This window comes from Ectobacillus sp. OTK, assembly GCF_059698935.1.
The window spans coordinates 3,878,632-3,903,101 of sequence record NZ_AP048547.1; the positions used below are offsets into that span (position 1 = coordinate 3,878,632).

Genomic DNA, 24,470 nt, shown 5'->3' on the forward strand with positions numbered 1-24,470 from the left:
GTATTATATTCATTGTTTTACAGAAACGTTAGGGAATTTTACATCTTTTTTTACAATAGATACCCGAAGGATCATATGAAGCGTTTTCATTTCTTTCAGCTTGTTTTCTACCTATAATAAAAACTTCGCAATCAAACTCACAGATATGATAAAATAAATTAAAATTTTGCAACGGAAGAAAGGAAGACTTTATGGAACATCTATTAAATCCACGTGTAAAAAACATCCAAATTTCAGGCATTCGCCAATTTTTTAATCTGATTCAAGAATACGACAATTTGATTTCCCTTACGATTGGTCAGCCTGATTTTCCGACACCTTCCTTCGTGAAGGAGGCCGGCAAGCGTGCTATTACAGAAAATATTACAAGCTATACGCATAACGCAGGCATTCCTGAGCTGAGACAGGCTGCTGCCGCTTTTGTCAAAGAGCGATACGGGCTCGATTACAATGCGACAAGCGAAGTAATTGTTACAACAGGTGCGAGCGAAGCGATTGATATTGCGTTTCGGACGATTTTAGATGAAGGAGCCGAGGTCATCCTGCCGGCGCCTATCTATCCAGGCTATGAGCCGATTATTCGTTTAATGGGTGCAAAGCCTGTATTTGTTGATGTACGGGAAAGCGGCTTTCGCTTAACAGCCGAAGCGCTCGAGCAAGCTATTACAGAAAATACACGCTGCGTTGTTTTGCCATATCCATCTAACCCAACAGGAGTTACGCTCAGCAAGGAAGAGCTTCAGGAAATTGTTAGTGTCTTAGAGACTAAAGACATTTTCGTAATCTCTGATGAAATTTACAGCGAGCTTGTTTATGAAGGATCCCATCGCTCAATTGCTCAATTTCCATCTATGCGTGATAAAACAATTGTTATTAACGGTCTTTCCAAATCACATTCTATGACAGGCTGGCGTATTGGGTTTTTATTCGCTCCTTCTTACATCGCCAAGGAAATCTTAAAGGTTCATCAGTATAATGTAACATGCGCCTCCTCTATCTCTCAATACGCAGCGATAGAAGCTTTAACAGCAGCCAAGGATGCGCCTCGCATGATGCGTCATCAATACAAAAGAAGAAGAGACTATGTATACCATCGCTTAACGAGCATGGGTTTATCAGTTGAACAGCCAACTGGTGCCTTTTATATTTTTCCTTCAATCAAGCAGTTTGGGAGCGGCTCCTTTGATTTCGCTATGCGCCTTGTCAAAGAAGCTGGAGTTGCGGTCGTACCGGGTACAGCGTTTTCTGAGTATGGAGAAGGCTATCTTCGTTTATCCTATGCATACAGTCTGGAAACCTTAAAGGAAGGCTGCGATCGAATCGAGCGCTTTTTACAAGCTGAGATCTAAGAAAAGCGCAGTCAGCCCGTTTTACTTCCGAAAGGGAAGGTTCCTCTCCATGCAAGGTGCTGTTTGCCCTTGCATAGAGAAGGGGGCCCTCTCTTAATTTTTTATCAAAAAAATAAGAGAGAGCTAAATTCTTCTCTCTCTTATTTGTAATCGCTTACATTTATTCAGAAAATGAACTTATTTCGACTTCCACGCGCTGCTCATTGCAAACCAGCCAAAGAAAACAACCGCCAGCCAGCCGATAAAAGTCATCGCATATGTTAGAAAGTTGATAAAGCCATCAATTGCAGTAAAGGAAAAGAAATGAAAGAAAGATGTCAAAGAAGCGTCCATCTGCCCGGCTGTAACTATCCATAGCCAACCGACAAATGCTGCGAAGAAAGACTTTAATGTGTTATCCATGCAAAACACCTCCTTTGATAAGGATGATTATACTTCTATACTATTATCAAAAAAAATTTCGGTGCTCACCATTTCTAAAATAGGCTTTACTTGTACTTGGGAAGGGAATTAAGGTTAAGAAAAAAAGCCGCCTTAGGCGACTTTTCATAAACTTCCGTTAGAAAATAAATGATGGATTAGTAACACTGTTCGTATTATATTTATACAGCAGGTTCAGCCGTTCCGAAAAACTGCTGTCTCCCTTTCATTAAGCCTGCAAGCGGCAAATCATTTACCGTACTTTCCTCCTGCTGCTTGTTAACTGAAGATGTAAGATGTTTGATTTCTAGAAACAGCCCTTTCAAATAGATTGCCATTGCATCTTCCCATCGGTCCTTTGCAACGTCAGTAATAGAACGGATACGGTATAAGCCTGCGTTGTTAAATAGCATATCAATTGTTCCGTATGCCTTCATCGCCTCTTCTACTACCCGTTTCCAATCCTCCGTTTCATTCACATTATGGGAAACGAAAATTGCTTTGCCGTTTTGGGCCAAAATCTCCTGTACCGTCGCCATACCGTTATCGACATCAATATCGGTAATCACGATGTTTGCACCTTGCTGCGCTAATAAAAGTGCTGTTTTACGCCCGATGCCAATACCTCCGCCTGTCACAACGATAACCTTCCCTGCTAGCTTCATCATCCTCTACCCCTTCTGATAAACTTCCCGTCCTACAGTATACTCCGTTTTCTACAGCAACCGCAACAATGAGGAATCGATTCCTGAGATTGCAGTGCGAGACCCTTAGGTCAAAGACGAAGTGGAATCCTGCTATCCTACTGCTTTACACGTCTGCTTCATGCATACTCTCTGCTTAAAGATCGTTTTACAAATGCAGATTTCCCTGCGCAAATAATATAACTCACGTACATGTTGTCCTCTTTCTTTGTGAGGCAGCTCGATGTTTTTATCTCTTTCTTCGTACTGATTTTTCTGTTCTCATGCTAAGGTTATCCTCGGCTTATTCTGCCGCATACCAAGCTGCCATAACAATACTGAGAGGAAATATGTAGTGTGTATCAAAAAAGGAGACACGCTACATGTCTGCGTGCCTGTTAATGGAGGGTACTTATATAGGAGATGCCAGTCCTATACAAAAACGATTATAACAAAAACTTATGTCGATTTTTGCAGAAATATAGTTAGAACTTAAAAAATTTTCTGAAAAGTAAAATCCGTTAAAACCCTTATATATAAGGGTTTTAACGATTTACACGCAAATAAATATAACATTTTTTTCTTTTTTTCATCATAAATTGTAAAATTTCGTCCGACAAAATAGTTAAAAGTTGTAAAAAAAATTACAAATTATTGAACGAAAAAACCTTTATTCTTTTACAATTTAAATATTTTTATCAACAAATCCACCGCTCCCATGATCACTGATTCAATCGGAATGTTCCTATTCTCAGCCTATACATTACTAATGACCTTCGTACGAGCAGCTAAGTCATGATAGCCTCTGTTATCTTTTCGAAGAAGCATCATATATATATTTACAATAGCTGGAATACCAAGCAGCAGCACATTCGATAACACCAAGATACCAAAGCGCCAAAGCAGCGTCCCTGCTCCAGCTGCTTCTCCGCTTTCTTTTAACAGTTGTATGCGCGTAAAGCGGCTCCCAATTGTCCGTCCATTCCAAAATAAGGGAAGCAAAACAAAGTAAGCCGTCATAATAATAAGAGCGAGCAGCATATCATAGCGGGCATCACCAAGGCTTACTTGAAAACGATCGAAGGCAGCTCTATAATCACCGCTGATTACCGCAGCCGCAATACCGTATACAAGAGAAACGATAAACATATCTATCAAAAACGCTCCGACTCTGTTCATAACAAAGGCAGGCTGATGCACATGAAGTTTCATTGTAAAATCCTCCTTTCCTTATGCATTTTCGCTCCCATCTTACCACGCTCGACTTGTTGTGACAACTTCAGACAAAGTATGGTACGTGACTGGAATGCCTATTTTTGGTTAAAATATATATAAATCTATCGTTTGAGGGGGTCAATATGCGATGATGAAAAACACATTTCTCCTTTTCCTGACTTGTTTCCTTCTGTCAGGCTGCGTCTTGTCGTCCCGCTATACACAATATGATATCGGTGCTGATTACGAAGTCTTGCAGTCCTCCGCAAACACAACTCAAATCATTCCGAAAATGGATGCTTTCAACGCTTCGCAGCTCATCCCTCCCGTTGTCACGGAGGTGGCTTGGAACGACAGCTACATACTGGCGAAGCAGTTGGAATTACAGGCTGACCCCAATAATCCTGGCGCGCAAATTCCCAATCAGCAGAGCGCAAACTACTGGATTATTGACTTGCAATATAATAAAAGATTCGGTCCATATACAAAAAAGCAATTTGAAGCACAAAAAAGAGAATTTCGTATTTCAAGCGCGCTTCAATTGCAAAAGGTTGAAGAACTTACCCAAAAGGGATAATTTTTCTTACATTTAATTATGCTTTTTTATAATAAAAAAGATATGTATGCCTCACCACCCAAGGCAAAAAGCGCCTTTTGTGGTGAGGAACACACGGAAAACTTCAGTGAATCCTCTCCGCCAAACTGCGTGTTCTGTACGCGGCCTGTTTTACTGCGGGAGCAAATCGGCTGTGTCCGCTTTTCTTTATGATGAAGAATATTTTGCTTGAAGCCATGTACATACACCAAAGCTTGCAAATGCCGCGACAATCATAACAATTGCCCAAGCCTTTATCTGCGATTGCATCTCGCCGCGCACGGCTCCGCCAAGCGCCAGAAAATACGCTCCACCGAGCGCATAGACTACACAAGGAATATAAGGGATAACATCATTCGGAAACACCTTGTATAAAAGACAGCTGAGTAAGCAAGCAGTACAAACAATGATAATAGCTGCAATTCCAATTGACAATGCATTCCCTCCTTTCTTCTATTATGCAGCCCTTTAGCCCCCGCTTATAAATCCAAAAAAAACCAGACATCTGTGTCCGGCTTCACAAAACATTTCGTTATAGATTTAGCCCGCCAAACCGCGCCGCGGGCTTGCCTCCCTATCAATCACATCTCTCTTCGAAACAGCACACCATATACAATACTTCCAAATAAAGCGCAGCACGTACGTAACAGACTGTCCATAAGTATACCTGAGTATAACAAGCTTTGTGCCCAAGTACATGAGATAAGCAAAATACCAATATGCACATACCATACCTTTGTACCAAATCGGTATGCGCTGAGTATTCCGAATACAAAGAGTTGAGCGATATACAGCCACGAAACAAACGGAGCGAACGAGGATGTGCTTATTTCTGATACAAGCAGCCAGAATACATTAATGCTCATCATTCCAGCCATCCCAAAGACCGCTGCGGTAAACCTCACGCAGCGCCACCCCTTTCAAACTGCCTGTACCATCATATGCAGAAAGCCGTATGATGTTGCAGCCAGGCTCAGGAAAGGGACTCTTCCTCACCGTGCTTCGCACCTATTATTGCTTTAAGCAATCAAAAAAGCTCTCGAAACTGAGAGCTTTTCCAGCTTTCCTTCTACTGAAGCAGTGAATCTTACAATCACTTCCAGATAAAGTTACGCTCCGTATACCTTTTTCTCCTGACAGTATAAGCGGATTGTATGCCCTATCCCCTCATAAATATCGTGTGTCACACGCGTAATAATGAAATTCCGCTTTTCGTTTCCATCATTAAAAAACAGATGCTCGTACTCTTTAAAATGCCAGTTGCTCTCAAAAGATGCAACCCATTCCCCAGTTATAAGGAATATTTCATACTTCATAGTTGTAATCTCCCCTCAGCTGCTTACACGATAAACAAACTCCTACTATACGTCTTCATTGTATTATACTTATATATCGGTTTCAATTTATTTCTATATGTATAAAAATTACATTTTTCAACCTCTTCTTGTTTGCTGCTAAGGGGAGTACTTCATGAGCATGAACGTTGGGATGGAGGAGCTATTCACATGGATTAAAAGGAACGAACATCCCTCTATCTGCTCGCATTCCCGCCGTTACGGATGCTTTTGATTTTCCAAACACTTTCCGAAGATGCATTATCAACAGCAGTATCTTTTATTAGCAACCAATTAAAAAGAGATGCCCTCCCCTTGACTTGAGTGAAATAAACCGGCATCTCAATCTTTTGCTGCATTATTCAGAGTTTGTGCATCCAACAATCGGCCTGCGGGAGCAGACTCTTCTAAGCCTTATAACTCGTGCATATAATGAATGGGCGGAATTTATTATAAAGGGGGATATCAATGGCTGATGTATTTGTTTCAAGATCATTAGATGAAATCCGCTTCTGGTCTCGAATCATGAAAGAGCATGCTTTATTTTTAAGCCTGGGATTTAATTATGATGATAAACAACTTATTCAAGAGGCACAGGAATTTATCGGATTGTTTGAAAGAATTGAGCAGCAACTTACTCAATTTTCTGTTAGCTCAGACCCCCAACAAATTAGGACTTTTAACGACCAGGTTTATCAAGCCGCAGCTGCCATTTGGGCTTATAAAAGAAAAGTGCTTGGATTGATTTTACGATGTGAAATTCGCTCTAATAACTATGCGTTGTTAGTTGATCATACCAGCCGGGAAGCAGCTTATTTTGCTAACCGCTTAAAACAATTAAACGAAGGTACATTAGATCCCTTACCTGAAGCTATTATAAAAGAGAATGTCTTTTTCCTCAAAATTATGGCGGACCATGCTAAATTTATCGGCCACCTTCTCGATCCTTCCGAAAGAAAATTAGTAGAGCAAGCCCAAGAGTTTAGCCACGATTTTGATCAACTTCTTTTTCAAGCAGTTGATTTGGAGTCTATGCGTCCCCAGTCTGAAACTGTCCCTATTTTGGATCAATTCCTTGATCAAAACCGTGTTTCAGTTGTTTCATTGCGTAACTTTAAAAAAACTGCAAGGGAGCTAATTGAATCCTGTAAAATAAAAAGTAATATTCATCCCCTTCTTGCAGATCACGTTTTCCGTGAAGCAGAAAGGTTTCTTCATATCATTGACATGTTTGAATCATCACTCACACATCAAAAGTATTAGAGCCAGCATGCAAATCCTATAAAGGAACCCAGATAATCCTATGCTTACCCCCTCCAAATCGCCCATATGGGAAGGGGTTACTCTTTTTATATAACATTCAATTATCAATACATTAAAATAAAAAACCACTAAAATTTACATATATAAGACCATTCAAAACTTTTAAGGCAAGCCTTTTATCTTTGCTTAGCAAGCAAGTAAAGGCAGAGGTCTATTTTGTATTGAACACTTTCTCTTACAAAAAAGTGGTAACAGCAGCGGTCTGCCATAAGAGGTCTTTTGTTTGGCCAATTGTGAACATAAATGAACAGGTATATTTTATTAGTTTTTATGGATAAAAACCCCGAAGGCTCTTCAGTAAAGAAGTCCCCCTGTTCTTCTTTCACCTGATGAACGTCCCCTCTTCATTATACAAGTGAACGGCCTCGCAACTGACATATTTATATTTTTATCGTGATTTTAAGATAAAATAATACCAAAAGGCCGATTTATTCTTATGCAAAGCTTTATATCTTTCTCTTTTTTTAAGCTAAAAACTAGGATTTTATGGAATTTTCAAGCAAAACAGGATATATTAAATACGTAGGCTGATAATTTGCGAGAAAAAACGATGCAAAACACATGAAACGCATTTCCGAAAATACCGCTAAACCATATTGGGATTCATATTTCCCGCTGTAAATGGAGGTGTAGTACCGTTGGATTTGTCCGCTTTACAGACAAATAAAAATCTAGATTTGCAGCATCTATGTATGATTTTCGACCATTTAGAAGACATGATATTCCTGATTGATGTTGACGATTTACTCACCTTCAGATTCAATCACGTAAACCCCGCTTATGTAAGAACTACAGGTATACAGCTTGCACAGGTAAAAGACAAGCAAATAAAAGATGTCTTTCAATCGGATGAAGCACATGCCATTGATACAAACTATCGAAAAGCAATCTCAAGCAAACAAAAGCTCAGCTACGAAGAGCAGCTAACCATCAGGAACAAGAAAAGAACATACGACACAACGATTATTCCTATTTTTCAAGAAGCTACAGGAAATTGCCGTTATATTCTGGGCATCTCGAGGGATATTAGCCAAAGAAGAGAACATGAGGAAGCACTTCGGCTCATGCATAAAGAACTAACAGATATGATGCGAAATCAGCAAGGACTCATGTTTAAAATTCAAAAGCATGCTGATGATTTTTATTTCGCCCTTTGTGATGGACAGCTTATATACGAACTCGGCTACACACCTAACGACATGGCCGGAACATGCATTAAGGATTTGTTTCTTCCTGATCACGCTGCATTTCTATACGAGCATTACCAGCGCTGTTGGGAATCACAAGAGAAAATTGTATTTGAGGTACATTACTTAAATAGGCTGTATTGGCTCACATCGCTAAGCCCGATTGTGGAAAATGGAGAAACAGTGGCATTAATCGGCTCCTCCATCGATATTAAGGAGAAGAAAGAAACAGAAGAAGCTCTAATGCAAGCGGAAAAATTGGCCTTGCTTGGAGAACTGGCAGCAGGAATTGGTCATGAAATACGCAATCCGCTTACCGTAATCAAAGGGTTTATTTCCCTTATGCTGCAGGATGAGTCCTTTCTTACACCAAAATTCATCAAGCTCATTGAATCAGAGATTGACCATATTAACCAAACAGCCGGTGAACTCATGATGCTCGCTAAACCGCAGCCACAGCAGATTACAAACGTGAATCTTCACGCCTTACTTGACGAGGTTGTACTACTTCTCGATTCGGAAGCCTTCAAGGGACGGGTAACTGTCCAAACGCATTATGCAGGCAATCCCCTACTTTCCTGCGGCGACAAACACCAGCTGAAAAAGGCTTTCTTCAATCTCTTAAAAAATGCAATAGAATCTATGCAAGAAAAGCGAGGCGGCTCTGTATTTGTTTCCTGCCTGGAATCAGACAACAATATCATTGTCACTGTTCGCGATCAAGGAGACGGCATTCCTGCCGAGAAGCTTGACCACCTTGGAGAGCCGTTTTACACAACGAAAAAGAAAGGAAATGGCCTCGGACTGATGGTAACGTATCGCGTCATTAAAAACCATGGGGGAAGCATCTCCTGTGAAAGCAGACTAGGCGAGGGTACAGCCTTTACGATTACATTTCCCAATCCATAGCATCACCGCATCGCGCAGTCAAACAATCTATTCATAAAACACAATTGGTAAAACATTCCCTAGTACTTTCCCCCTTGAGTTTTTAGCTAGTTTTCGAAAGAGTCCTCCGTTTTTCTCTTATACACTGAGGAACAGTGTATAATACATAAAAAACGATAGCTGCATCTAAACAAAGAAACCGACCTATCTTTTTTCCAAAAAAACCTCCCATTGACTTTCTGATACAGAAAATCAATGGGAGGTTTCATCTTCCAGTCTTATTTTACCTCTACGTCACTCGAATGTTCTTCCTGTACCCTCTTCAACTCAACCGTGACCTCCAGATGCTGACAGGATGTACCGCGGTACATCCCCTTTACAGGTACAACATCTCCATAATTACGGCCATGCCCAATTTTAATATAACGCCAGTTCGTTTTCTCATTGTTCGTAGGATCCAAACCAATCCAACCGACTAACGGAACATAGGCTTCTACCCAGGCATGGGAGAAATGCTGAACATTCGTTTCTTCGCTTCCAAACTCTCCTATATAATGATAGCCGCTCACATATCTGCACGGTATATTAAACAACCTGCACGTCGCAATCATAAGATGGGCATAATCTTGACACACACCCCTTTTTAACTGCAACGTCTCCTCGACAGTCGTATGTACATTTGTTGCATTTGTATCATAAGTAAAGGTTGTATAAATAGCGTGCGAAATGTGCTCTAGAAGCTGATATATACTTTCTATCTTCTCGCCAGAAGCTATCCCTCGTGCGAAGTCCTCTAGTTCCTTCGCGGCCTTCGTATACGCCGTCTCCATTAAATACTCGGCATATTGATTTTGAAACGCTTCACTCTGTAAAATCTCACATTCCGCACTGTAGGGCACACGGCTCGTTTGCTCTATACTCCCCTCGCTCGTCTGTACAATAGAGCGCGATTCAATGATAAGCTCTTCATGCGGAAACGGAACAGAAAAATAATGAACTGTATTTCCAAAGTAATCTGTGTATGGAAATAGCGAAACAGATGGCGAAATGGAAATAGAATGGTCATAGCATGCTTGAGAGCCCCCCGTTTTTGGCGTTAGGCGAACTTCGTTAACACTGTCTATTACTGGTTCTCGATATACATATTTAGTAAGATGGGAAACTTGTAGTCTCACGCTTCAACAAACTCCTCCTGAAAAAAAGTTTTTGAAATTGCATACCCTAGCTGGTCGCATAATAGCAGCATGCGGCCGATTCCGTCTAAAATATCAGATTGAGAGAGTCCGTTATTGCAACGAGCAAGCGTTTCTCTTAACTCTTCCGTAATGGCTTTTGATTCATTCAGCAATGATTCAAATTGACAATCCTGATCCTGAATGGCTGTTAGCGACGCCCCGAAGGATGTTAAAGCAAACATGACAGAACGCGGAAATCCTGTATTTAGCATCATGAACCTTGTAACCTTTGAACATATCACTTCATCTGCATAAAATTTTCGGAACGCCTCGTATCCGCTAACAGACTTCAACAAAATAATCATGCGGTTATAAGTGCCGCTGGCTGTAAGGGAAGAACCTTCACGCTTTAAGGTTGTATACACAGACTGTAACACCCGCAGCGTATTTTCTGTTCTTTCTAAATGTTTTCCGGACTGAATGAAATGCCACTCGCGCTCCCGAACCATCATGGAATCCGCGGCCCCGTTAAACAAAGCCACCCATTCCCGTACACGCTGATAAAACGCATGCGGCGAACGCAGCATAACCTTTTCCATATTCTGTTCACCTATCCAGAGGTAAAATGCATTAGCAATTTCCCATAGCTCCCCGGGAAGCAGCTGCCGAAGAGAACGAAGATTCTGCCGCGCTTGACGAATGCAAGAAAAAATAGAATTATTATGCGATTGGTCAAACATTAAAAAATGAAGTACAGATGTCTCTGTAACAGCATGATAACGCTGCTTAAATAACGAAATATCTCCAATCGCCGACACTAGCCTTTCCCACATATACTCGGGTTCATCTCTATCATTTCCCTTCAACTCATGGCGCATATGATAATTCACGTCCATTAATCTTGTATGATTTTCAACCCGTTCCATATAGCGCCCAATCCAAAATAAAGCCTCCGCAGTGCGGTTCATCATTGCTTATCCACCCCATTTTTACCGAATTTTGAACTTATGATAAAACCCATGTATCCTTCGTACCGCCGCCCTGCGAGGAATTGACAATAAGAGATCCTTCCTTTAGCGCCACCCTTGTGAGTCCGCCGGGAATTACATGTGTTTCACTTCCCATAAATACAAATGCCCGCAAATCCACATGACGGGAGACAGCATGTCCATTAACAATAGATGGAACACACGACAATTGAATCGTCGGCTGCGCAATATACTGATGCGGCGTTTGTACAATTTTTTCAGCAAATAGCTGCAGCTCCTGCTTCGTAGCGGAAGGTCCAATAAGCATTCCGTACCCTCCTGAAAGCGCCCGTTCCTTTACCACCATCTTGGATAAATGAGCTAGAACATACTCCCTTTCCTCCGTTTGCGACAAATCGTAGGTCGGGACATTTTTTAAAATAGGTTCTTCCTGCAGGTAATAGCGAATCATGTCAGGAACATACATATAAATGGCCTTATCATCCGCTACCCCTGTTCCCGGCGCATTCGCAATCGCAACATTCCCTGCCCGGTACGCGTTGAGGAGCCCTGCTACGCCGAGTACAGAATCTGGACGAAACGCGAGCGGATCAAGAAACTCATCATCAATTCTTCGATAAATCACATCCACCTGGCGAAGTCCTCCAATGCCTTTCATATATACCTTCTGATCGATAACAACTAAATCTCGCCCTTCAACAAGCTCAATCCCCATTTCCTGGGCAAGAAATGTATGATCATAATAGGCAGCATTATGTACACCTGGTGTTAGAAGCACAACAAAAGGATTTGGCTTGTTACCGGGAGCAAGGCTTCGTAAACTCGTTAATAGATTGTTTAACCCTTCATCAATGTCGCGGGCATGATATTCAAAAAACAACTCGGGAAGCAAGTGCATCATCAAAGAACGGTTTTTATATACGTAGGATAATCCTGAGGGACTTCTTAAGTTATCCTCTAAAACGTAAAATTCACCATTTTCATCACGGATCAAATCAATTCCTGATATCGAAATATAAACATCATTTGGTATATGGATCCCAACCATTTCCGGGCGAAAATATGTATTCGTTACAACCATTTTTCTTGGCACAATTCCATCCTTTAATATGTTTTGTTCATGATAAATATCGCGGATAAACATATTTAACGCCCGAACACGCTGCTTCATCCCTCTCTCCACCACTTCCCATTCCTCGGCAGAAAGAATTCTCGGAATCATATCAAATGGAATGGTCCGCTCTAGAGAGGCTTCTTCCACATTGCTGCTGTACAGTGTGAACGTAATCCCCTGCTTTACCATTTCAGAATGCATACGGGCGTTACGCTTCTTTATTTCATCCGTTCCCATCTTTAGAAATTTCTGATGCAGCATGCTATAAGGGGCTCTTACATCTCCCTGACAGTCAAACATTTCATCATAAAAAAAAGATGTCCCATATTTATAAAATAATGGTTTATCTTGTTTTTTCATCAACATCGGCATAAGGATCTTCCTCCGCAACTTCTTCATATTTCCCCCTGGATACATGTAAACATTCATAACAGGAATTTATTAACATAAACAACTATACAATAAGATGAATTTAACAGCCTGTCGAATTCAGCGCGGAATTTGTGACAATTTTGTGACAAAAAATCTAATTGATTTGTGGTTGCACTTAAATAGTGTTATTTTAAGTAACAATTAATGTAAATAAATATAACAAAAGGTCAAAAAACGTCTTATAATCCTGTATAATGTATATACATGACAACGGCAGAGTAATGAGAAGACTAGAGAAAGGCAGGTGCTAAACTGAATGAAATGGACAATTGGAAAAAAGCTTCTGATTGGATATTTATCTATAGCCTTTTTGCTCGGGGGAACGAGCGCAATTTCCTACTACTATATCAAACAGGTAAACAACTCTTATTCAGATCTAATTGACAGAAGAGTGACAATTCTAGCAAATACAGCAGAAATACGATCTTTAGCACTCAAGCAAACGAATGCACTTCGCGGTTATTTGCTCACCCAGGATACAAACTTTTTAGTTGAACTACAAACAGCAAATGAAACCCTGCAGGAGCTTATCGGTAATACTAGAGGGCTTTTGACACAGCAAGGCAATAAGGAAGCTTTACAACAATTAACCGTTTTAAATCAGGAGTTTGAAAAGAAATACAAAGAGTTGTTGGAGCGGTATGAAGACAATCACAATCAGGAGGAAGCACTGCAGTACTTTAAAGACGAGGTATTTCCAATCGGCAAGCAGCTTGAGCCGGTAGCAAACGTTATCGCTGAACGGCAGCGGGAAATGTTAAGCGAAGGCAAGGAAGCAAATACCGAACTTGTAGAACGAGTCATTCTGACGAACACACTTCTAAATGTTCTGATTTTTATCTTAGCTGTTGGAATTGGATTGTTTATTTCGAGAAATATTACTGGAAATCTTCATAAAATTACAAAGGTGATCGCAGGCTTCGCTTCCTACTCGGCCTCTAATGTAAACCTGCCTCGCATCCATGTTCGTTCCAAGGACGAAACAAGCAAGATTGCTGAAGCCTTCAATGCATTATGCTATACGCTTGAGGAGCATCGAAAGCAGGAGCTGGAGTTTAAACAAACGCTGCAGGAGCAAAACTGGCTGGAAACAAACGCTGCAGAAATCGCTACAATGTACCAAGGTGTTCATGATTTAAAAACATTGACAAATATGTTCCTTACAAAAATCGCACCGATGATCGGTGCGAACTACGGAGCTTTTTATATTAAACAAGGAGCGGGCTCTCAGCAGCGTCTGCACAAATTTGCTGCGTATGCCTACGACAGCAGTGAAGTAGGCCGGGATAGCTTCTCGTTTGGAGAAGGTCTAATTGGACAAGCGGCACTTGAAAACCGGAGCATTACGCTTACGAACCCTCCCGATTCTTACATACAAATCCAATCCGCCATCGGTGCAGCGACACCTTCTTATATTATGATTATACCTGTCGAATTTGAAGGGCAAGTAACAGCCGTGATTGAACTCGCTTCCTTCCATCCGTTCACCCCGATTCAGCAGGCGCTTCTGAAGCAGGTCGTGAATCATGTGGGCATTACGATCCACAGCGTCATGGGACGTATGAAGATCGAAGAACTGTTAAAAGAATCACAAGCATTAACAGCAGAGCTGCAGAGCCAGTCTGAGGAGCTGCAAATGCAGCAGGAGGAGCTCAAAAGCATAAACGAGGAGCTCGGGGAGCAATATCGGGAGTCCGAAGAAAAAACGAAAATGTTAACGAACGCACAGCTAGAGCTGGAGGAAAAGGCCCGCCAGCTCGCGCTTAGTTCTACCTACAAGTCAGAATTTTTAGCCAATATGTCTCACGAGCTGCGTACACCGCTTAATAGCTTGCTCATTTTGGCACATCTTCTTGCAGAAAATGCGGAAGGCAATTTAACAGAAAAACAGCTGGAGTTTATACAGACGATTTATTCCTCCGGCAATGAATTGCTGCATTTAATTAATGACGTTCTTGATTTAGCAAAGGTAGAGTCCGGAAAGCTTGATATAACGATAGACGAGGTAAGCTTGCAGCGCATATGCGCCTTTACAGAACGGCAATTCGCTCAGCTGGCAGCCGAAAAAGGACTTTCCTTTACCGTTCACTTAGAACCAGATCTTACAGATACAATATATACAGATGAACAACGACTGCGGCAGGTTTTAAAAAATCTACTGTCAAATGCTTTTAAATTTACTGAAAAAGGAAAAGTAGCGCTTCATATTTACCAAACGAAAACAGATACACTTCCTGATCAGCAGGCCGCACTCGCCTTCTCCGTCAGCGATACAGGCATCGGCATTAAGAAAGAAGAACAGGAGTTTATTTTCCAAGCATTTAAACAAGCAGACGGGGCCACAAACAGAAAGTACGGCGGAACCGGTCTTGGGTTATCTATCAGCCGAGATATCGCACACCTGTTAGGAGGATCAATTGGGCTAGAAAGCGAGAAAGGGAAAGGAAGTACCTTTACACTGTATTTGCCCATTTCTGAAGCTGCAAGCACAAGGAACGCTGAGCAGGAGGCTGCTCCTGCAATAGAAATCGAGTCCCTATACACTGAGGAAAATCCTCTTTTGCAGGATAAAAAGGTGCTGATTATTGACGATGATATGCGTAACATCTTTGCGCTGACGACAGCTCTTGAGCAGCAAAGGATGCAGGTGCTGTTTGCCGACAACGGAAAAGACGGGATTGAACTGCTGCAAAATCAACCTGATATCGACATTGTTTTAATGGATATTATGCTCCCTGAAATGAATGGATACGAAGCTATGCATGCGATACGAAAAATCCCGAAATTTCAAAACATTCCGATTATCGCACTAACCGCAAAGGCAATGAAGCAGGACAGAGAGAAATGCATTGCCGCCGGTGCATCTGATTATATTAGCAAGCCTATACAGCTAGAACAGCTTTTTTCTGTAATGAGAGTTTGGTTGTATTAGTAGGAGGGACAGACAATTCTAGAGAGCAAACCATTTGATGCTTATATTCCACACGCGACAGGCAGTACAGATGATTTAGAAAAGCTTGAAATTGAACTGCTTCTCGAGGCGATATACCGACATTACGGCTTTGACTTTCGTGATTATACATTCGCCTCCATTCAAAGAAGAATCCAATATAGAATGCAAATGGAGCACCTGCCCAATGTATCAGCGTTACAAGAGCAAGTGCTCCACAATCCGATAATGATGAAGAAGCTGCTCGATGATTTCTCGATTCATGTGACAGAGATGTTCCGCGATCCAGAATTCTTTCTCGCCTTTCGTCAAAAAGTCGTTCCCATTTTAAAAGAGCTGCCTCATATCCGGATTTGGCACGCCGGCTGCTCTACTGGCGAAGAGGTATATTCGATGGCTGTTTTGCTGTATGAGGAAGGACTATATGAACGGACAAAATTATATGCAACAGATATGAACGAATCGCTCATAAACATAGCTGAACAAGCGATGTTTCCGTTAAAGAAGATGCGGCTGTATACAAGAAACTACCTGCATGCCGGAGGAGACAGAGCATTCTCCGAGTATTACACCATTAAAGATGAGAATGCTATGTTTCACCCCTTTCTATGCAAAAATGTTATCTTTGCTCAGCATAACCTAACTGTGGATCAGTCCTTTAATGAGTTCCATGTAATTATATGCAGAAATGTTCTGATTTACTTTAATAGAGCGCTCACCAATCGTGTTCATCATTTATTTTACGAAAGCTTAGCACCGTCAGGTATTTTAGGTCTCGGCAGCAAGGAACAGCTTGTATCTACTAATAAACATATTTATTACGAGGAGATTGATACCCGTGGGAGAATCTATCAAAAAATTAAATGAAGCCCAGCAAAAGGTCAATATTTTAATGGTTGATGACCGCCCAGAGAATTTATTTGCACTCCAGTCTGTTCTTGCCTATTCCAACTATAACCTCGTTACCGCTAGTTCCGGCGAAGAGGCATTGAAACACGTATTACAGGAAGACTTCTCCGTCATTTTGCTTGACGTGCAAATGCCTGGAATGAATGGATTTGAAACAGCTAAGCTTATTAAGGCGAGAGAGAAGTCAAAGCAAATCCCAATCGTTTTTATCACTGCTATTAGCCAAGCCTTAGAGCATGTAAAGAACGGATATAGTGTCGGCGCTATTGATTATATTTTTAAGCCATTTCATCCCGAAACATTAAGAATGAAGGTTCAAGCACTTGTAGAAATGCAGCAGCAGCAAGAACAAATTAAGCTGCAAAATGAGCTGCTGCGCGTCATTGGCGAAACAACGACAGATACGATTCTCACATTCGACCATTCAGGTCACATCTTAACCGTAAACGAGGCCGTTACAAACATGTTTGGGTATACACCCGGCGAATGTATCGGCCTGCATATCAATCAACTTGTCCCTACCCTTCACTTTCGTCCGTCGGGAGAAAACGAACGGATTGTCGAAACAATCGCGCTGCGAAGGAATAAAACAAAGTTCCCAAGCGATATTCAAATTGGAATGGCCGCCGTTAAGAAGCAGCAGATTTTCGTCTGCTCCATCCGGGATGTGACCGAGCGGAAGCTGTCAGACGAAGAGCGCTTCCGCCGAATCTTTAACGCTACTCCTTGCTTAATTGAACTGCGTTCTCTTGAGGACAAACGCTATATGAATGTAAATGAAAGCTGGCTCAGCTATACGGGGCATACATACGAGGACATTATCAATCAGACACATGATGAGATCCAATACATCATGGATTTAGATGGACTTGGAGAAACCTCTGTTGGAATTTTCGAATTAACAGCCCCTGTCCGAAATGCGCGCATTAACTACTGGACAAAATCACGTGATATGCGCGAAGGGTTGTTGTCAACAGAGATTATGGAAATACGAGGAGAAGCATGTATCCTTAGCATTATTACCGATATTACCGACAGAGTCGCCGTCGAAAAAGAAATAGCAAAATTCGCCCGATTAAACCTAATGGGAGAAATGGCTGCCGGTATTATTCATGAAATACGAAACCCGATGACAACGGTTCGGGGCTTTTTACAAATGTCAAAAAATCATCCTTCAACCGAGTATATTGACATTATGATCGAAGAATTGGACCGAACGCACAATATTATTACAGAATTTCTTTCCGTAACAAAAACAACCTCGACGCTGCGTGTGCAAAAGCAGTTAAATGATATCGTCCAGACATTGTTTCCTCTCATTCAGGCAAAGGCGATGGTGTCCCATAAATCCGCCTGCATGGAGCTTGGAGACTGCCCGCCTTTATCCTTAGACGAAAAGGAAATTCGTCAATTAATTTTAAATCTAGCCTTAAACGGACTAGAAGCAATGCCAGCCGAAGGTGTTTTAACCATCAAAACATATACAAATGGATCCGAAGTTATTTTGGAGGTACAGGATGAAGGCTGTGGTATTAAGGAAGAACTGCTTGAGAAAATTGGGACTCCTTTTTTCAGCACAAAGGTAAATGGAACCGGTCTAGGCTTATCTGTCTGCCATGGAGTTGTTGCTCGGCACAATGCAGTTATGAAGGTAGAAACGAGCGAGCAAGGAACGAAATTTCTTGTACATTTCAATGTGGAGGAACGGCAGGAGATAGAAAAGGCCGGCAGATCGTTATGATCTGCCGGCCTTTTTTATTATTAACATTTTCGTAATATGATCGTTACCTAGTTTGCTTTAAATTGGGAGGTCTTCTGATCCATCTCCTCCGCCATCTTTGTTAGAGTATCAGCAGAAGCATTAATCTCCTCCATCATTGCCGCATGCTCTTCGTTTGCAGCAGCAATATTTGCAATATCACTGGATACCTTTTCAGCCAAAGTTACCATTTGATGGGACTGATTCAGCAGATATGCTGTACTCTTGGCAATTTCCTTCGTTGAGCGGATCATATTTGTCATTCGAACATTTACGTCATTTACAGAAATTGAAATATCTTCAAAGCAGTCACGAACGGATTGACTCGATTGTTCGCCATTTTTAACAAGCTGTGTGCTTTCGGTCATTTGCTTACGAACATCGTACATATCATAGCTAAGCCTTGAAATGAATCCAGAAATTTCCCGCGTGGCCTTTTGTGTTTGTTCGGCAAGCTTGCGTACCTCATCTGCAACAACAGCAAACCCCCGGCCAGCCTCTCCTGCCCTTGCTGCTTCAATCGCCGCATTTAGGGCAAGCATATTTGTTTGCTGTGAAATTTCCTCAATAAACACAACAATTTTTCCGATAGATTCAGATTGTACACTCAAAGCCTCTACCGCACGCATAGTTTCCTCTACCTTTTGAACCATCTCATTTAAATGAGTGGATGACTCCATAATAGCAGCTACGCCAGCTGCAATTTTTTCCTGCACAGCTTGTTCTTGCTTCTCTACAATCAATGCTCCATTATAAATCTCCTTCACTTCTTTATCCACGGATGTCACTGCCTCCAGCATGGAATGAGCCTCGGTAACCTGCAGCTTTGCGCCATTTGCGATATCATCTGAGGATTTTGCCACCTGTTCAAACGCTCCGACACTTTCAATTGCTGATGCTAACAGCTGTTCTGAAGAAGCAGCCACAAGGCCGGATGTATGCTTAATAGAAAAAATAGTCGTGCGCAAACTATCAATTACTGCATTCAGTCCTTCAGTCAGCTTACCTACTTCATCATTTGATGGAATTGGTATATGTTCGACGAGCAAATCGCCATCGGCAATACGCTCAGCTGCTTTCGACAAAGCAACAATTGGACGAGCAATTCGATTAGCAATAAAAATGGCTGCAAGTAACACAAATACAATAACCACAAGCGCACTTGTTAACGTCATCTTCTGAAACGCAGCTGTCGCAGATGCCAAAATGGATTCCTCTGTCATGCTGAAGTAGATTGTATAATTTGTCAGCTTCACAGGCGCATAGCCAACTAGATACTTTTGATTTTCCTTGTCGGCATAAGAGCTTAAACCATTCTGATTCGAGCTTTTCGCCATCAACGCTTTTAGATTGTTATCCAGATTGGATTTTTGCGTGGACTTGCCAAAATCATTCTCATCCTTAGAGTTATACTGAACAACATTCGCATTATCAACAATGACAACATGTGTATTTTTTCCAAATTGCTTAAACGTATCTCCGTACTTCATTATGAACTTTTCATAATCAATTGTGGCACTAATAACACCAATGATTTCGCCGCTCTTCGCTTTAACAGGAGCGGATACTACAATAATACGCTTCCCTGTAGATTTGGAAATCATGACAGAGGATACACTCGTTTTTCCCTGCATCGCCGCTTTGAAATAGTCTCGGTCACTCCGATCGCCCCCGACGGTAGAGCCTTCACCGGCGGGATTGCTATCCTCTTGAATGATACCCTTTGTATCAAGGAACGAAATCGTACTATAAAACTCCGGATCTCCGCTTTTTACGCTTAGCAGCATATTTTTTTTCAATACCATATCCGAAGACTGAAGTGCGTCGCTTTTAGCAGCTAAAGATATTTCGCGCAAATATATAAGAAACTGATTGTCCATCCTCTCAGCCGTACTGGCAACAATCCTTTGAATATTCTCCTCTTCCTTCTCAAGCAACAGGTCAGAATTCAACGCATACAAAACACTTAATGTCCCAATAAGCGGAATTAACGATATAATAAGAAACCAAAGAATAAATTTACTTCGTATCGATTGCAGCAATCTAACTTCCCTCCATATGATGACTGAATATTTAAGTAAAGATGAACCTCCTTATCATCTATTTTAGAGGGAAAAGCACCACTCGTATATGATATTTTTTCTGTTTTATAGCAGGAAAATGTTACATATCGCCAGAAAGCAATTCCTGATAGAAAAGACCTGTTAATGCAAGCATGCCGGCTGTACACTTCTTACCATATATAAAGAAAACTCGCCGATTGGCGAGCCGTTATATGAAGACAGGGACATAGCTGCACTTACATTTTATTCTTAAAAATTCCTAATACATCGGATCAGCTTCTAGCTGAAAATTTATACTCTTCTAAAGTGCAAGAAAAACAGGTCAATTTACTGGACCTGTTCACAAGTTCATACATATGCAGACCTACCCAATAATCACCCGTTCCTGCGGATAATGAATATTCTCCTTAACCTCTCTTCCGCGTATCAAAAACAGAAGCGAAAAGATACCAATACGTCCGATAAACATTAATGCAATCAAAAGCATTTTCCCCGCCGTGCTTAACTCCGGCGTAATCCCCAGCGACAAACCTGTTGTACCGAAGGCAGAGCATACTTCAAACACAATAGCAGTTAAGCTAAGTGACGGCTCTGTACTAGCTAGCGCAATGAACGATATGGCGCATAAAAAGACCGCAACTGTCAAAACAATAAACGAGCGATGCACATCAACAGGATGTATTTCCTTCCGAAACACCTTCACCGTAGTTCGTCCTTTTGCATACGCCAAAATGCTCAGCACCACAATCGCAAACGTCGTCGTGCGGATGCCGCTCCCAACACTGCTGGGAGATGCCCCGATAAACATAAGTGCAGCCAGCACAAGATGCGTCGGTGTGGTAAATTCGTTTAAATTCATCGTGACCAGCCCGCCGCTTCGAGTCGACACTCCTTGAAATAATGCATAAAATAATGATTCATGCCATGTCTTATCGGAAAAGTAATGATGACGGTCAAAAAAGTAAATAAAAAATGTCCCAATACCGAGAAGTAAAAAGAAGGTGCTTGTTGTCAGCTTCGTAAACAACGAAAAACGATACGGATTCTTTCCTTTGTATGTTACATACTCTTTAATCTCAACAAGCACAGGAAAGCCAATTGCTCCTAAAATCACTAAAATGATATGAACAGACTGTACGAAATAATCATGTGCATATGGAACCATCGATTCACCAGTAATATCAAAACCGGCATTGGTCGCAGCATTTACAGCAGCAAACAATCCATGCAAATAGGCCTCCTGCCACGTTGGATAATACTGTAGAAAATACGTTCCCAGCACGATTGTCCCAATGAGCTCTATCGTAATAATGATGCGCAGAATTTCCCGCATGAGCTGTACCAGCCCGGAGAAGGTAGAACGATTTTGGTCAATCATAATGAGCTGCCGTTCCTTAAATCCAATTTTCTTCCCCATAATGAGCCAAATAAACGTCCCGAGCGCCATAATGCCAATACCGCCAAACTGGACAATGAAAATTAAAATAAAATAACCGGTTGTACTAAACGTTTCAGCCGTCGAAACAACCGTAAGGCCTGTTACACTCACAGCACTTGCTGCTGTAAATAACGCATCCACTACAGAAAGCTCCACACCCGGATTTCTTGCCGCCGGAATAAGTAAAAGAGCGGTAGAAATCATTACGGCTATGAAATAAAACAACACAATCAGCTGCACTGAAGACAGCTTTTCACTCATAGTCTTTACTTTAAACGTCATATGCAAAAGTCCCTCATTATTTACAAAATCAGTACGTTTTATTATAGCAAAGGGCTGAAAAAAAACAAAAGATACAATTCCATTATCTAAATCAATATACGTACAAACGAATCTAACATTAGCAAAATAATAGATGTTTCAATCAAATAGAGTATTTAATTTATTAAGAATTCACATTATAATTTAACCAAATTGTGGATATTTCAAAAACAACACCTTTACGAAAGCGCTGTCTACTGTTAGATAAAACAGTACCTTCACACAATCCATCCTTTTCTGTTTGTTTCAGGCAGCATTTATCCTATCCAATTGGGGGAATAACATGAGAAATATAAGTACTTTTTACTTCTTTTACTACATCGGCCTGTCAGCATATTCTCCATATTTAAGTATTTATTTCAGCGATAAGGGAATTACACCTGCAGCTATCGGAGGTATTCTGGCTATAGCAGCTATTACCGGTTTAATCGCTCAACCAATCATGGGCATTATAAATGACCGTTTATCTGACAACCGCATTATCTTAATGATTTCAACGATTGCTTCTCCCCTCCTTGCACTCGGATATTATGTATTTGATAGCTATGCTGCTTTAGTCATCATCGCTTGCTTGCTGCCAATTCTACAATCGCCTTCGGGGCCTATTGGCGATGCTATTGCATTGGAAATCGGGCAAAAGGAAGGTTTTTCCTTCGGGAGCGTCCGTTCCTGGGGTGCATTTGGATTTTCGTTAGGCTCATTCCTCACCGGCTTTTTATATGCAAAAATCGGCTATGATAAAAGCTTCTTTTTCTATCTGGCTTGCAGTGCGCTCGTTCTGCTTACATTGCTTCGCTTTCCAAAAGTAAAAAAACAGAAGATGACAATCTCTCTTACAGGACAGGTCAAACAGGTATTTTTTAATAAAGCATTTATGGCCTTTCTGGCTGTCTCCTTTCTATTGACAATGGCAATTGCCATCAATTTTAGCTTTCTTCCCATCTACTTCAAGGAATCGGGCTACAATAAAGGCTGGATTGGCACTGCTTACGCAATAGCAGCAATTATTGAAGTCCCGATGTTTTGGATAGCCGCTAGACTTAACAAAAAAATAGGACGATTTCTCGTCCTATGCATCGCTGGTATTTTGTATGCCGTAAAGTGTATCGTGTTAACCTTGTCTCCGAGCTTATTCGTTGTTCTTTCCATGCAGCTGCTTGATGGTATTTGCTTTGCTCTTTTCACTGCTGCCGCTGTTGAAACTGTACAATCCTTTTCAACAACGAAGACAAGCGCAACGTACCAAACTGTGTTTGCCTCCGTTACCTCTGGACTTGGCAGCATTATCGGAAACTCAGCAGGGGGATTCATCATTGACTATGCCGGTACTGCGTATCTCTACTTTATTTTATTTTTATTTTGCAGCGTGTCTGCCATTTGCTACGGGGCGTTCCATATTACATCTAAAAAATACAGCCGTCCTGTTGAGCAAAGTGTGTAGGCAAACGATCTTAATTATTTCAACGCAGGGGATGCTTCACCCCCCTGCGGCATTTTCCATTTTCTGATTGTTGCTGGATCCACCCATCATCCCATCTAGATCCTATCGTGATTTTGAAGGAATGCATCTCTACTCGCTATGTATAAAGGAATCGACATACAAAAACAAGCTGTAAGAATTCTTCACAGCTTGTTTTTGTACAATAGATTTTCCTAATCGATGCTTTTACTTATCCTTATGTATTATCCTGCAATAAATGACACTTCAAGCAAAGAAATTAGCTCCTTTATACGCTCATCCACCACTTCATAATATACCTCAATTCCTTTTCGATTCGCCTGTACAGTCTGAATGGACTTGAGCTTTCCTAAATGCTGCGACAAAGTAGGCTGCGGTAAATGAAGGTACACATTCAACTGCGTCACGCTTTGTGCACCTTTTTCAATTAATAGCTTAACAATTTGTAAACGGACAGGGTGAGCTATTATTTTTAATTGATTCGCTACCAATTCATAGCGCTTCGTATCGACTTCATAATTAAACATCGAATTCCTCCTCTTTCCTTTCTAGCAAACTAAAAGATCAAAGGCCGTACTACCATGGTATATATTATTATGAAATAACAATTCTATTTGTCATAATTACCCATTATTCTCTCCGGCAAATAAAGGACATGAGTATGTAGTCTCCTGTCCTTTCTGGGTTACATTGTATGTATTATCATGCTGTAGGATGACCAATAAAAAGAACCATGACAACCTGGCAATCATCATGCTTTCGCACCTTAGACCCGTAGCTTTGCATCCTTATCTTTCGATAAGTTTGCCTAAGCCCTTACCTATATAAACACATCTCTTGCATATATGCCAAGGTAAAGGATGAAAC

At 41.2% G+C, this 24,470-nt stretch carries 21 protein-coding genes and 1 riboswitch; of the genes, 8 read left to right on the top strand and 13 right to left on the bottom strand.

Going from position 1 to position 24,470, the window contains the following annotated elements; translation table 11 throughout:
- The first annotated feature begins 191 nt into the window (after positions 1-191).
- On the top strand, positions 192-1,349 hold the full coding sequence (locus AC6HZ4_RS19200) for an aminotransferase A (RefSeq protein WP_497491306.1): 1,158 nt from the start codon (positions 192-194) through the stop codon (positions 1,347-1,349).
- 177 nt (positions 1,350-1,526) lie between these two features.
- Here the strand turns inward: AC6HZ4_RS19200 and AC6HZ4_RS19205 are convergent, their stop codons facing one another.
- The 3 genes from AC6HZ4_RS19205 to AC6HZ4_RS19215 all read right to left on the bottom strand — a co-directional run bounded on the left by AC6HZ4_RS19205 (position 1,527) and on the right by AC6HZ4_RS19215 (position 3,664).
- Positions 1,527-1,751 carry a hypothetical protein gene (locus tag AC6HZ4_RS19205; protein ID WP_497491307.1) on the bottom strand — a complete coding sequence of 75 codons (225 nt, stop codon included), beginning with the start codon at positions 1,749-1,751 and terminating at the stop codon, positions 1,527-1,529.
- A 200-nt stretch (positions 1,752-1,951) separates the two neighbouring features.
- Positions 1,952-2,434, bottom strand: coding sequence for an SDR family NAD(P)-dependent oxidoreductase (locus AC6HZ4_RS19210; RefSeq protein WP_497495775.1), 483 nt, complete (start codon positions 2,432-2,434; stop codon positions 1,952-1,954).
- A gap of 774 nt (positions 2,435-3,208) precedes the next feature.
- Positions 3,209-3,664 carry an RDD family protein gene (locus AC6HZ4_RS19215; protein WP_497491308.1) on the bottom strand — a complete coding sequence of 152 codons (456 nt, stop codon included), beginning with the start codon at positions 3,662-3,664 and terminating at the stop codon, positions 3,209-3,211.
- Positions 3,665-3,815: 151 nt separating this feature from the next.
- Here AC6HZ4_RS19215 and AC6HZ4_RS19220 point away from each other — a divergent pair, with 151 nt between their 5' ends.
- Positions 3,816-4,244 carry a DUF3997 domain-containing protein gene (locus AC6HZ4_RS19220; protein ID WP_497491309.1) on the top strand — a complete coding sequence of 143 codons (429 nt, stop codon included), beginning with the start codon at positions 3,816-3,818 and terminating at the stop codon, positions 4,242-4,244.
- A gap of 186 nt (positions 4,245-4,430) precedes the next feature.
- On the opposite strand, the gene AC6HZ4_RS19225 is transcribed toward AC6HZ4_RS19220, so the two are convergent.
- From AC6HZ4_RS19225 to AC6HZ4_RS19240, 4 genes are all read right to left on the bottom strand, one after another.
- Positions 4,431-4,697, bottom strand: coding sequence for a hypothetical protein (locus tag AC6HZ4_RS19225; RefSeq protein ID WP_497491310.1), 267 nt, complete (start codon positions 4,695-4,697; stop codon positions 4,431-4,433).
- 146 nt (positions 4,698-4,843) lie between these two features.
- Entirely contained in the window at positions 4,844-5,131 is a 288-nt protein-coding gene (locus tag AC6HZ4_RS19230) for a hypothetical protein (protein WP_497491311.1), read from the bottom strand.
- Positions 5,118-5,258, bottom strand: coding sequence for a hypothetical protein (locus tag AC6HZ4_RS19235; RefSeq protein WP_497491312.1), 141 nt, complete (start codon positions 5,256-5,258; stop codon positions 5,118-5,120). The genes AC6HZ4_RS19230 and AC6HZ4_RS19235 overlap by 14 nt, the downstream gene beginning before the upstream one ends.
- A 113-nt stretch (positions 5,259-5,371) precedes the next feature.
- Complete coding sequence (locus AC6HZ4_RS19240) at positions 5,372-5,578, bottom strand: hypothetical protein (protein WP_497491313.1); 207 nt, start codon at positions 5,576-5,578, stop codon at positions 5,372-5,374.
- 486 nt (positions 5,579-6,064) lie between these two features.
- Between AC6HZ4_RS19240 and AC6HZ4_RS19245 the strand changes: the two genes are divergently transcribed.
- Together AC6HZ4_RS19245 and AC6HZ4_RS19250 are read left to right on the top strand one after the other, a co-directional pair.
- Positions 6,065-6,859: a DUF2935 domain-containing protein gene (locus AC6HZ4_RS19245; protein WP_497491314.1), complete on the top strand. Its 795-nt coding sequence runs from the start codon at positions 6,065-6,067 to the stop codon at positions 6,857-6,859.
- A 698-nt stretch (positions 6,860-7,557) separates the two neighbouring features.
- Positions 7,558-9,015 carry an ATP-binding protein gene (locus tag AC6HZ4_RS19250; RefSeq protein WP_497491315.1) on the top strand — a complete coding sequence of 486 codons (1,458 nt, stop codon included), beginning with the start codon at positions 7,558-7,560 and terminating at the stop codon, positions 9,013-9,015.
- A gap of 257 nt (positions 9,016-9,272) precedes the next feature.
- On the opposite strand, the gene AC6HZ4_RS19255 is transcribed toward AC6HZ4_RS19250, so the two are convergent.
- From AC6HZ4_RS19255 to AC6HZ4_RS19265, 3 genes are read right to left on the bottom strand one after another with little or no spacing between them, the layout of a single operon-like run.
- Positions 9,273-10,169, bottom strand: a complete 897-nt coding sequence (locus tag AC6HZ4_RS19255; protein WP_497491316.1) for a transglutaminase family protein — start codon at positions 10,167-10,169, stop codon at positions 9,273-9,275.
- Positions 10,166-11,140, bottom strand: a complete 975-nt coding sequence (locus AC6HZ4_RS19260) for an alpha-E domain-containing protein (protein ID WP_497491317.1) — start codon at positions 11,138-11,140, stop codon at positions 10,166-10,168. Before AC6HZ4_RS19260 ends, AC6HZ4_RS19255 begins: the two co-directional genes overlap by 4 nt.
- 34 nt (positions 11,141-11,174) lie before the next feature.
- Positions 11,175-12,632 (bottom strand): circularly permuted type 2 ATP-grasp protein, encoded by a 1,458-nt coding sequence (locus tag AC6HZ4_RS19265; RefSeq protein WP_497495776.1) that lies wholly within the window; start codon positions 12,630-12,632, stop codon positions 11,175-11,177.
- Between the two features lie 328 nt (positions 12,633-12,960).
- Between AC6HZ4_RS19265 and AC6HZ4_RS19270 the strand changes: the two genes are divergently transcribed.
- The 3 genes from AC6HZ4_RS19270 (at position 12,961) to AC6HZ4_RS19280 (ending at position 18,304) form a co-directional block, all read left to right on the top strand.
- Entirely contained in the window at positions 12,961-15,636 is a 2,676-nt protein-coding gene (locus tag AC6HZ4_RS19270; protein ID WP_497491318.1) for an ATP-binding protein, read from the top strand.
- Positions 15,637-15,732: 96 nt separating this feature from the next.
- Positions 15,733-16,521, top strand: a complete 789-nt coding sequence (locus AC6HZ4_RS19275) for a CheR family methyltransferase (protein WP_497495777.1) — start codon at positions 15,733-15,735, stop codon at positions 16,519-16,521.
- Entirely contained in the window at positions 16,493-18,304 is a 1,812-nt protein-coding gene (locus AC6HZ4_RS19280; RefSeq protein ID WP_497491319.1) for a response regulator, read from the top strand. The genes AC6HZ4_RS19275 and AC6HZ4_RS19280 overlap by 29 nt, the downstream gene beginning before the upstream one ends.
- Positions 18,305-18,351: 47 nt before the next feature.
- On the opposite strand, the gene AC6HZ4_RS19285 is transcribed toward AC6HZ4_RS19280, so the two are convergent.
- Both AC6HZ4_RS19285 and AC6HZ4_RS19290 read right to left on the bottom strand, forming a co-directional pair.
- Complete coding sequence (locus tag AC6HZ4_RS19285; protein ID WP_497491320.1) at positions 18,352-20,364, bottom strand: methyl-accepting chemotaxis protein; 2,013 nt, start codon at positions 20,362-20,364, stop codon at positions 18,352-18,354.
- A gap of 385 nt (positions 20,365-20,749) precedes the next feature.
- Positions 20,750-22,105: a TrkH family potassium uptake protein gene (locus AC6HZ4_RS19290; RefSeq protein ID WP_497491321.1), complete on the bottom strand. Its 1,356-nt coding sequence runs from the start codon at positions 22,103-22,105 to the stop codon at positions 20,750-20,752.
- Between the two features lie 322 nt (positions 22,106-22,427).
- Between AC6HZ4_RS19290 and AC6HZ4_RS19295 the strand changes: the two genes are divergently transcribed.
- Complete coding sequence (locus AC6HZ4_RS19295; protein WP_497491323.1) at positions 22,428-23,585, top strand: MFS transporter; 1,158 nt, start codon at positions 22,428-22,430, stop codon at positions 23,583-23,585.
- A gap of 242 nt (positions 23,586-23,827) precedes the next feature.
- Here the strand turns inward: AC6HZ4_RS19295 and AC6HZ4_RS19300 are convergent, their stop codons facing one another.
- Positions 23,828-24,130, bottom strand: coding sequence for an ArsR/SmtB family transcription factor (locus tag AC6HZ4_RS19300; RefSeq protein WP_497491324.1), 303 nt, complete (start codon positions 24,128-24,130; stop codon positions 23,828-23,830).
- A gap of 205 nt (positions 24,131-24,335) precedes the next feature.
- Positions 24,336-24,422: riboswitch (cyclic di-GMP riboswitch) on the bottom strand.
- Between the last annotated feature and the right edge of the window lie 48 nt (positions 24,423-24,470).

Bases quoted from the DNA above. Each gene is read 5' to 3' on its own strand.
- AC6HZ4_RS19205 (WP_497491307.1), bottom strand. From the start codon at position 1,751: ATGGATAACACATTAAAGTCTTTCTTCGCAGCATTTGTCGGTTGGCTA.
- AC6HZ4_RS19200 (WP_497491306.1), top strand. From the start codon at position 192: ATGGAACATCTATTAAATCCACGTGTAAAAAACATCCAAATTTCAGGC.
- AC6HZ4_RS19260 (WP_497491317.1), bottom strand. From the start codon at position 11,140: ATGATGAACCGCACTGCGGAGGCTTTATTTTGGATTGGGCGCTATATG.
- AC6HZ4_RS19290 (WP_497491321.1), bottom strand. From the start codon at position 22,105: ATGACGTTTAAAGTAAAGACTATGAGTGAAAAGCTGTCTTCAGTGCAG.
- AC6HZ4_RS19240 (WP_497491313.1), bottom strand. From the start codon at position 5,578: ATGAAGTATGAAATATTCCTTATAACTGGGGAATGGGTTGCATCTTTT.
- AC6HZ4_RS19245 (WP_497491314.1), top strand. From the start codon at position 6,065: ATGGCTGATGTATTTGTTTCAAGATCATTAGATGAAATCCGCTTCTGG.
- AC6HZ4_RS19210 (WP_497495775.1), bottom strand. From the start codon at position 2,434: ATGAAGCTAGCAGGGAAGGTTATCGTTGTGACAGGCGGAGGTATTGGC.
- AC6HZ4_RS19270 (WP_497491318.1), top strand. From the start codon at position 12,961: ATGAAATGGACAATTGGAAAAAAGCTTCTGATTGGATATTTATCTATA.
- AC6HZ4_RS19215 (WP_497491308.1), bottom strand. From the start codon at position 3,664: ATGAAACTTCATGTGCATCAGCCTGCCTTTGTTATGAACAGAGTCGGA.
- AC6HZ4_RS19220 (WP_497491309.1), top strand. From the start codon at position 3,816: ATGATGAAAAACACATTTCTCCTTTTCCTGACTTGTTTCCTTCTGTCA.
- AC6HZ4_RS19295 (WP_497491323.1), top strand. From the start codon at position 22,428: ATGAGAAATATAAGTACTTTTTACTTCTTTTACTACATCGGCCTGTCA.
- AC6HZ4_RS19300 (WP_497491324.1), bottom strand. From the start codon at position 24,130: ATGTTTAATTATGAAGTCGATACGAAGCGCTATGAATTGGTAGCGAAT.
- AC6HZ4_RS19230 (WP_497491311.1), bottom strand. From the start codon at position 5,131: ATGATGAGCATTAATGTATTCTGGCTGCTTGTATCAGAAATAAGCACA.
- AC6HZ4_RS19265 (WP_497495776.1), bottom strand. From the start codon at position 12,632: ATGAAAAAACAAGATAAACCATTATTTTATAAATATGGGACATCTTTT.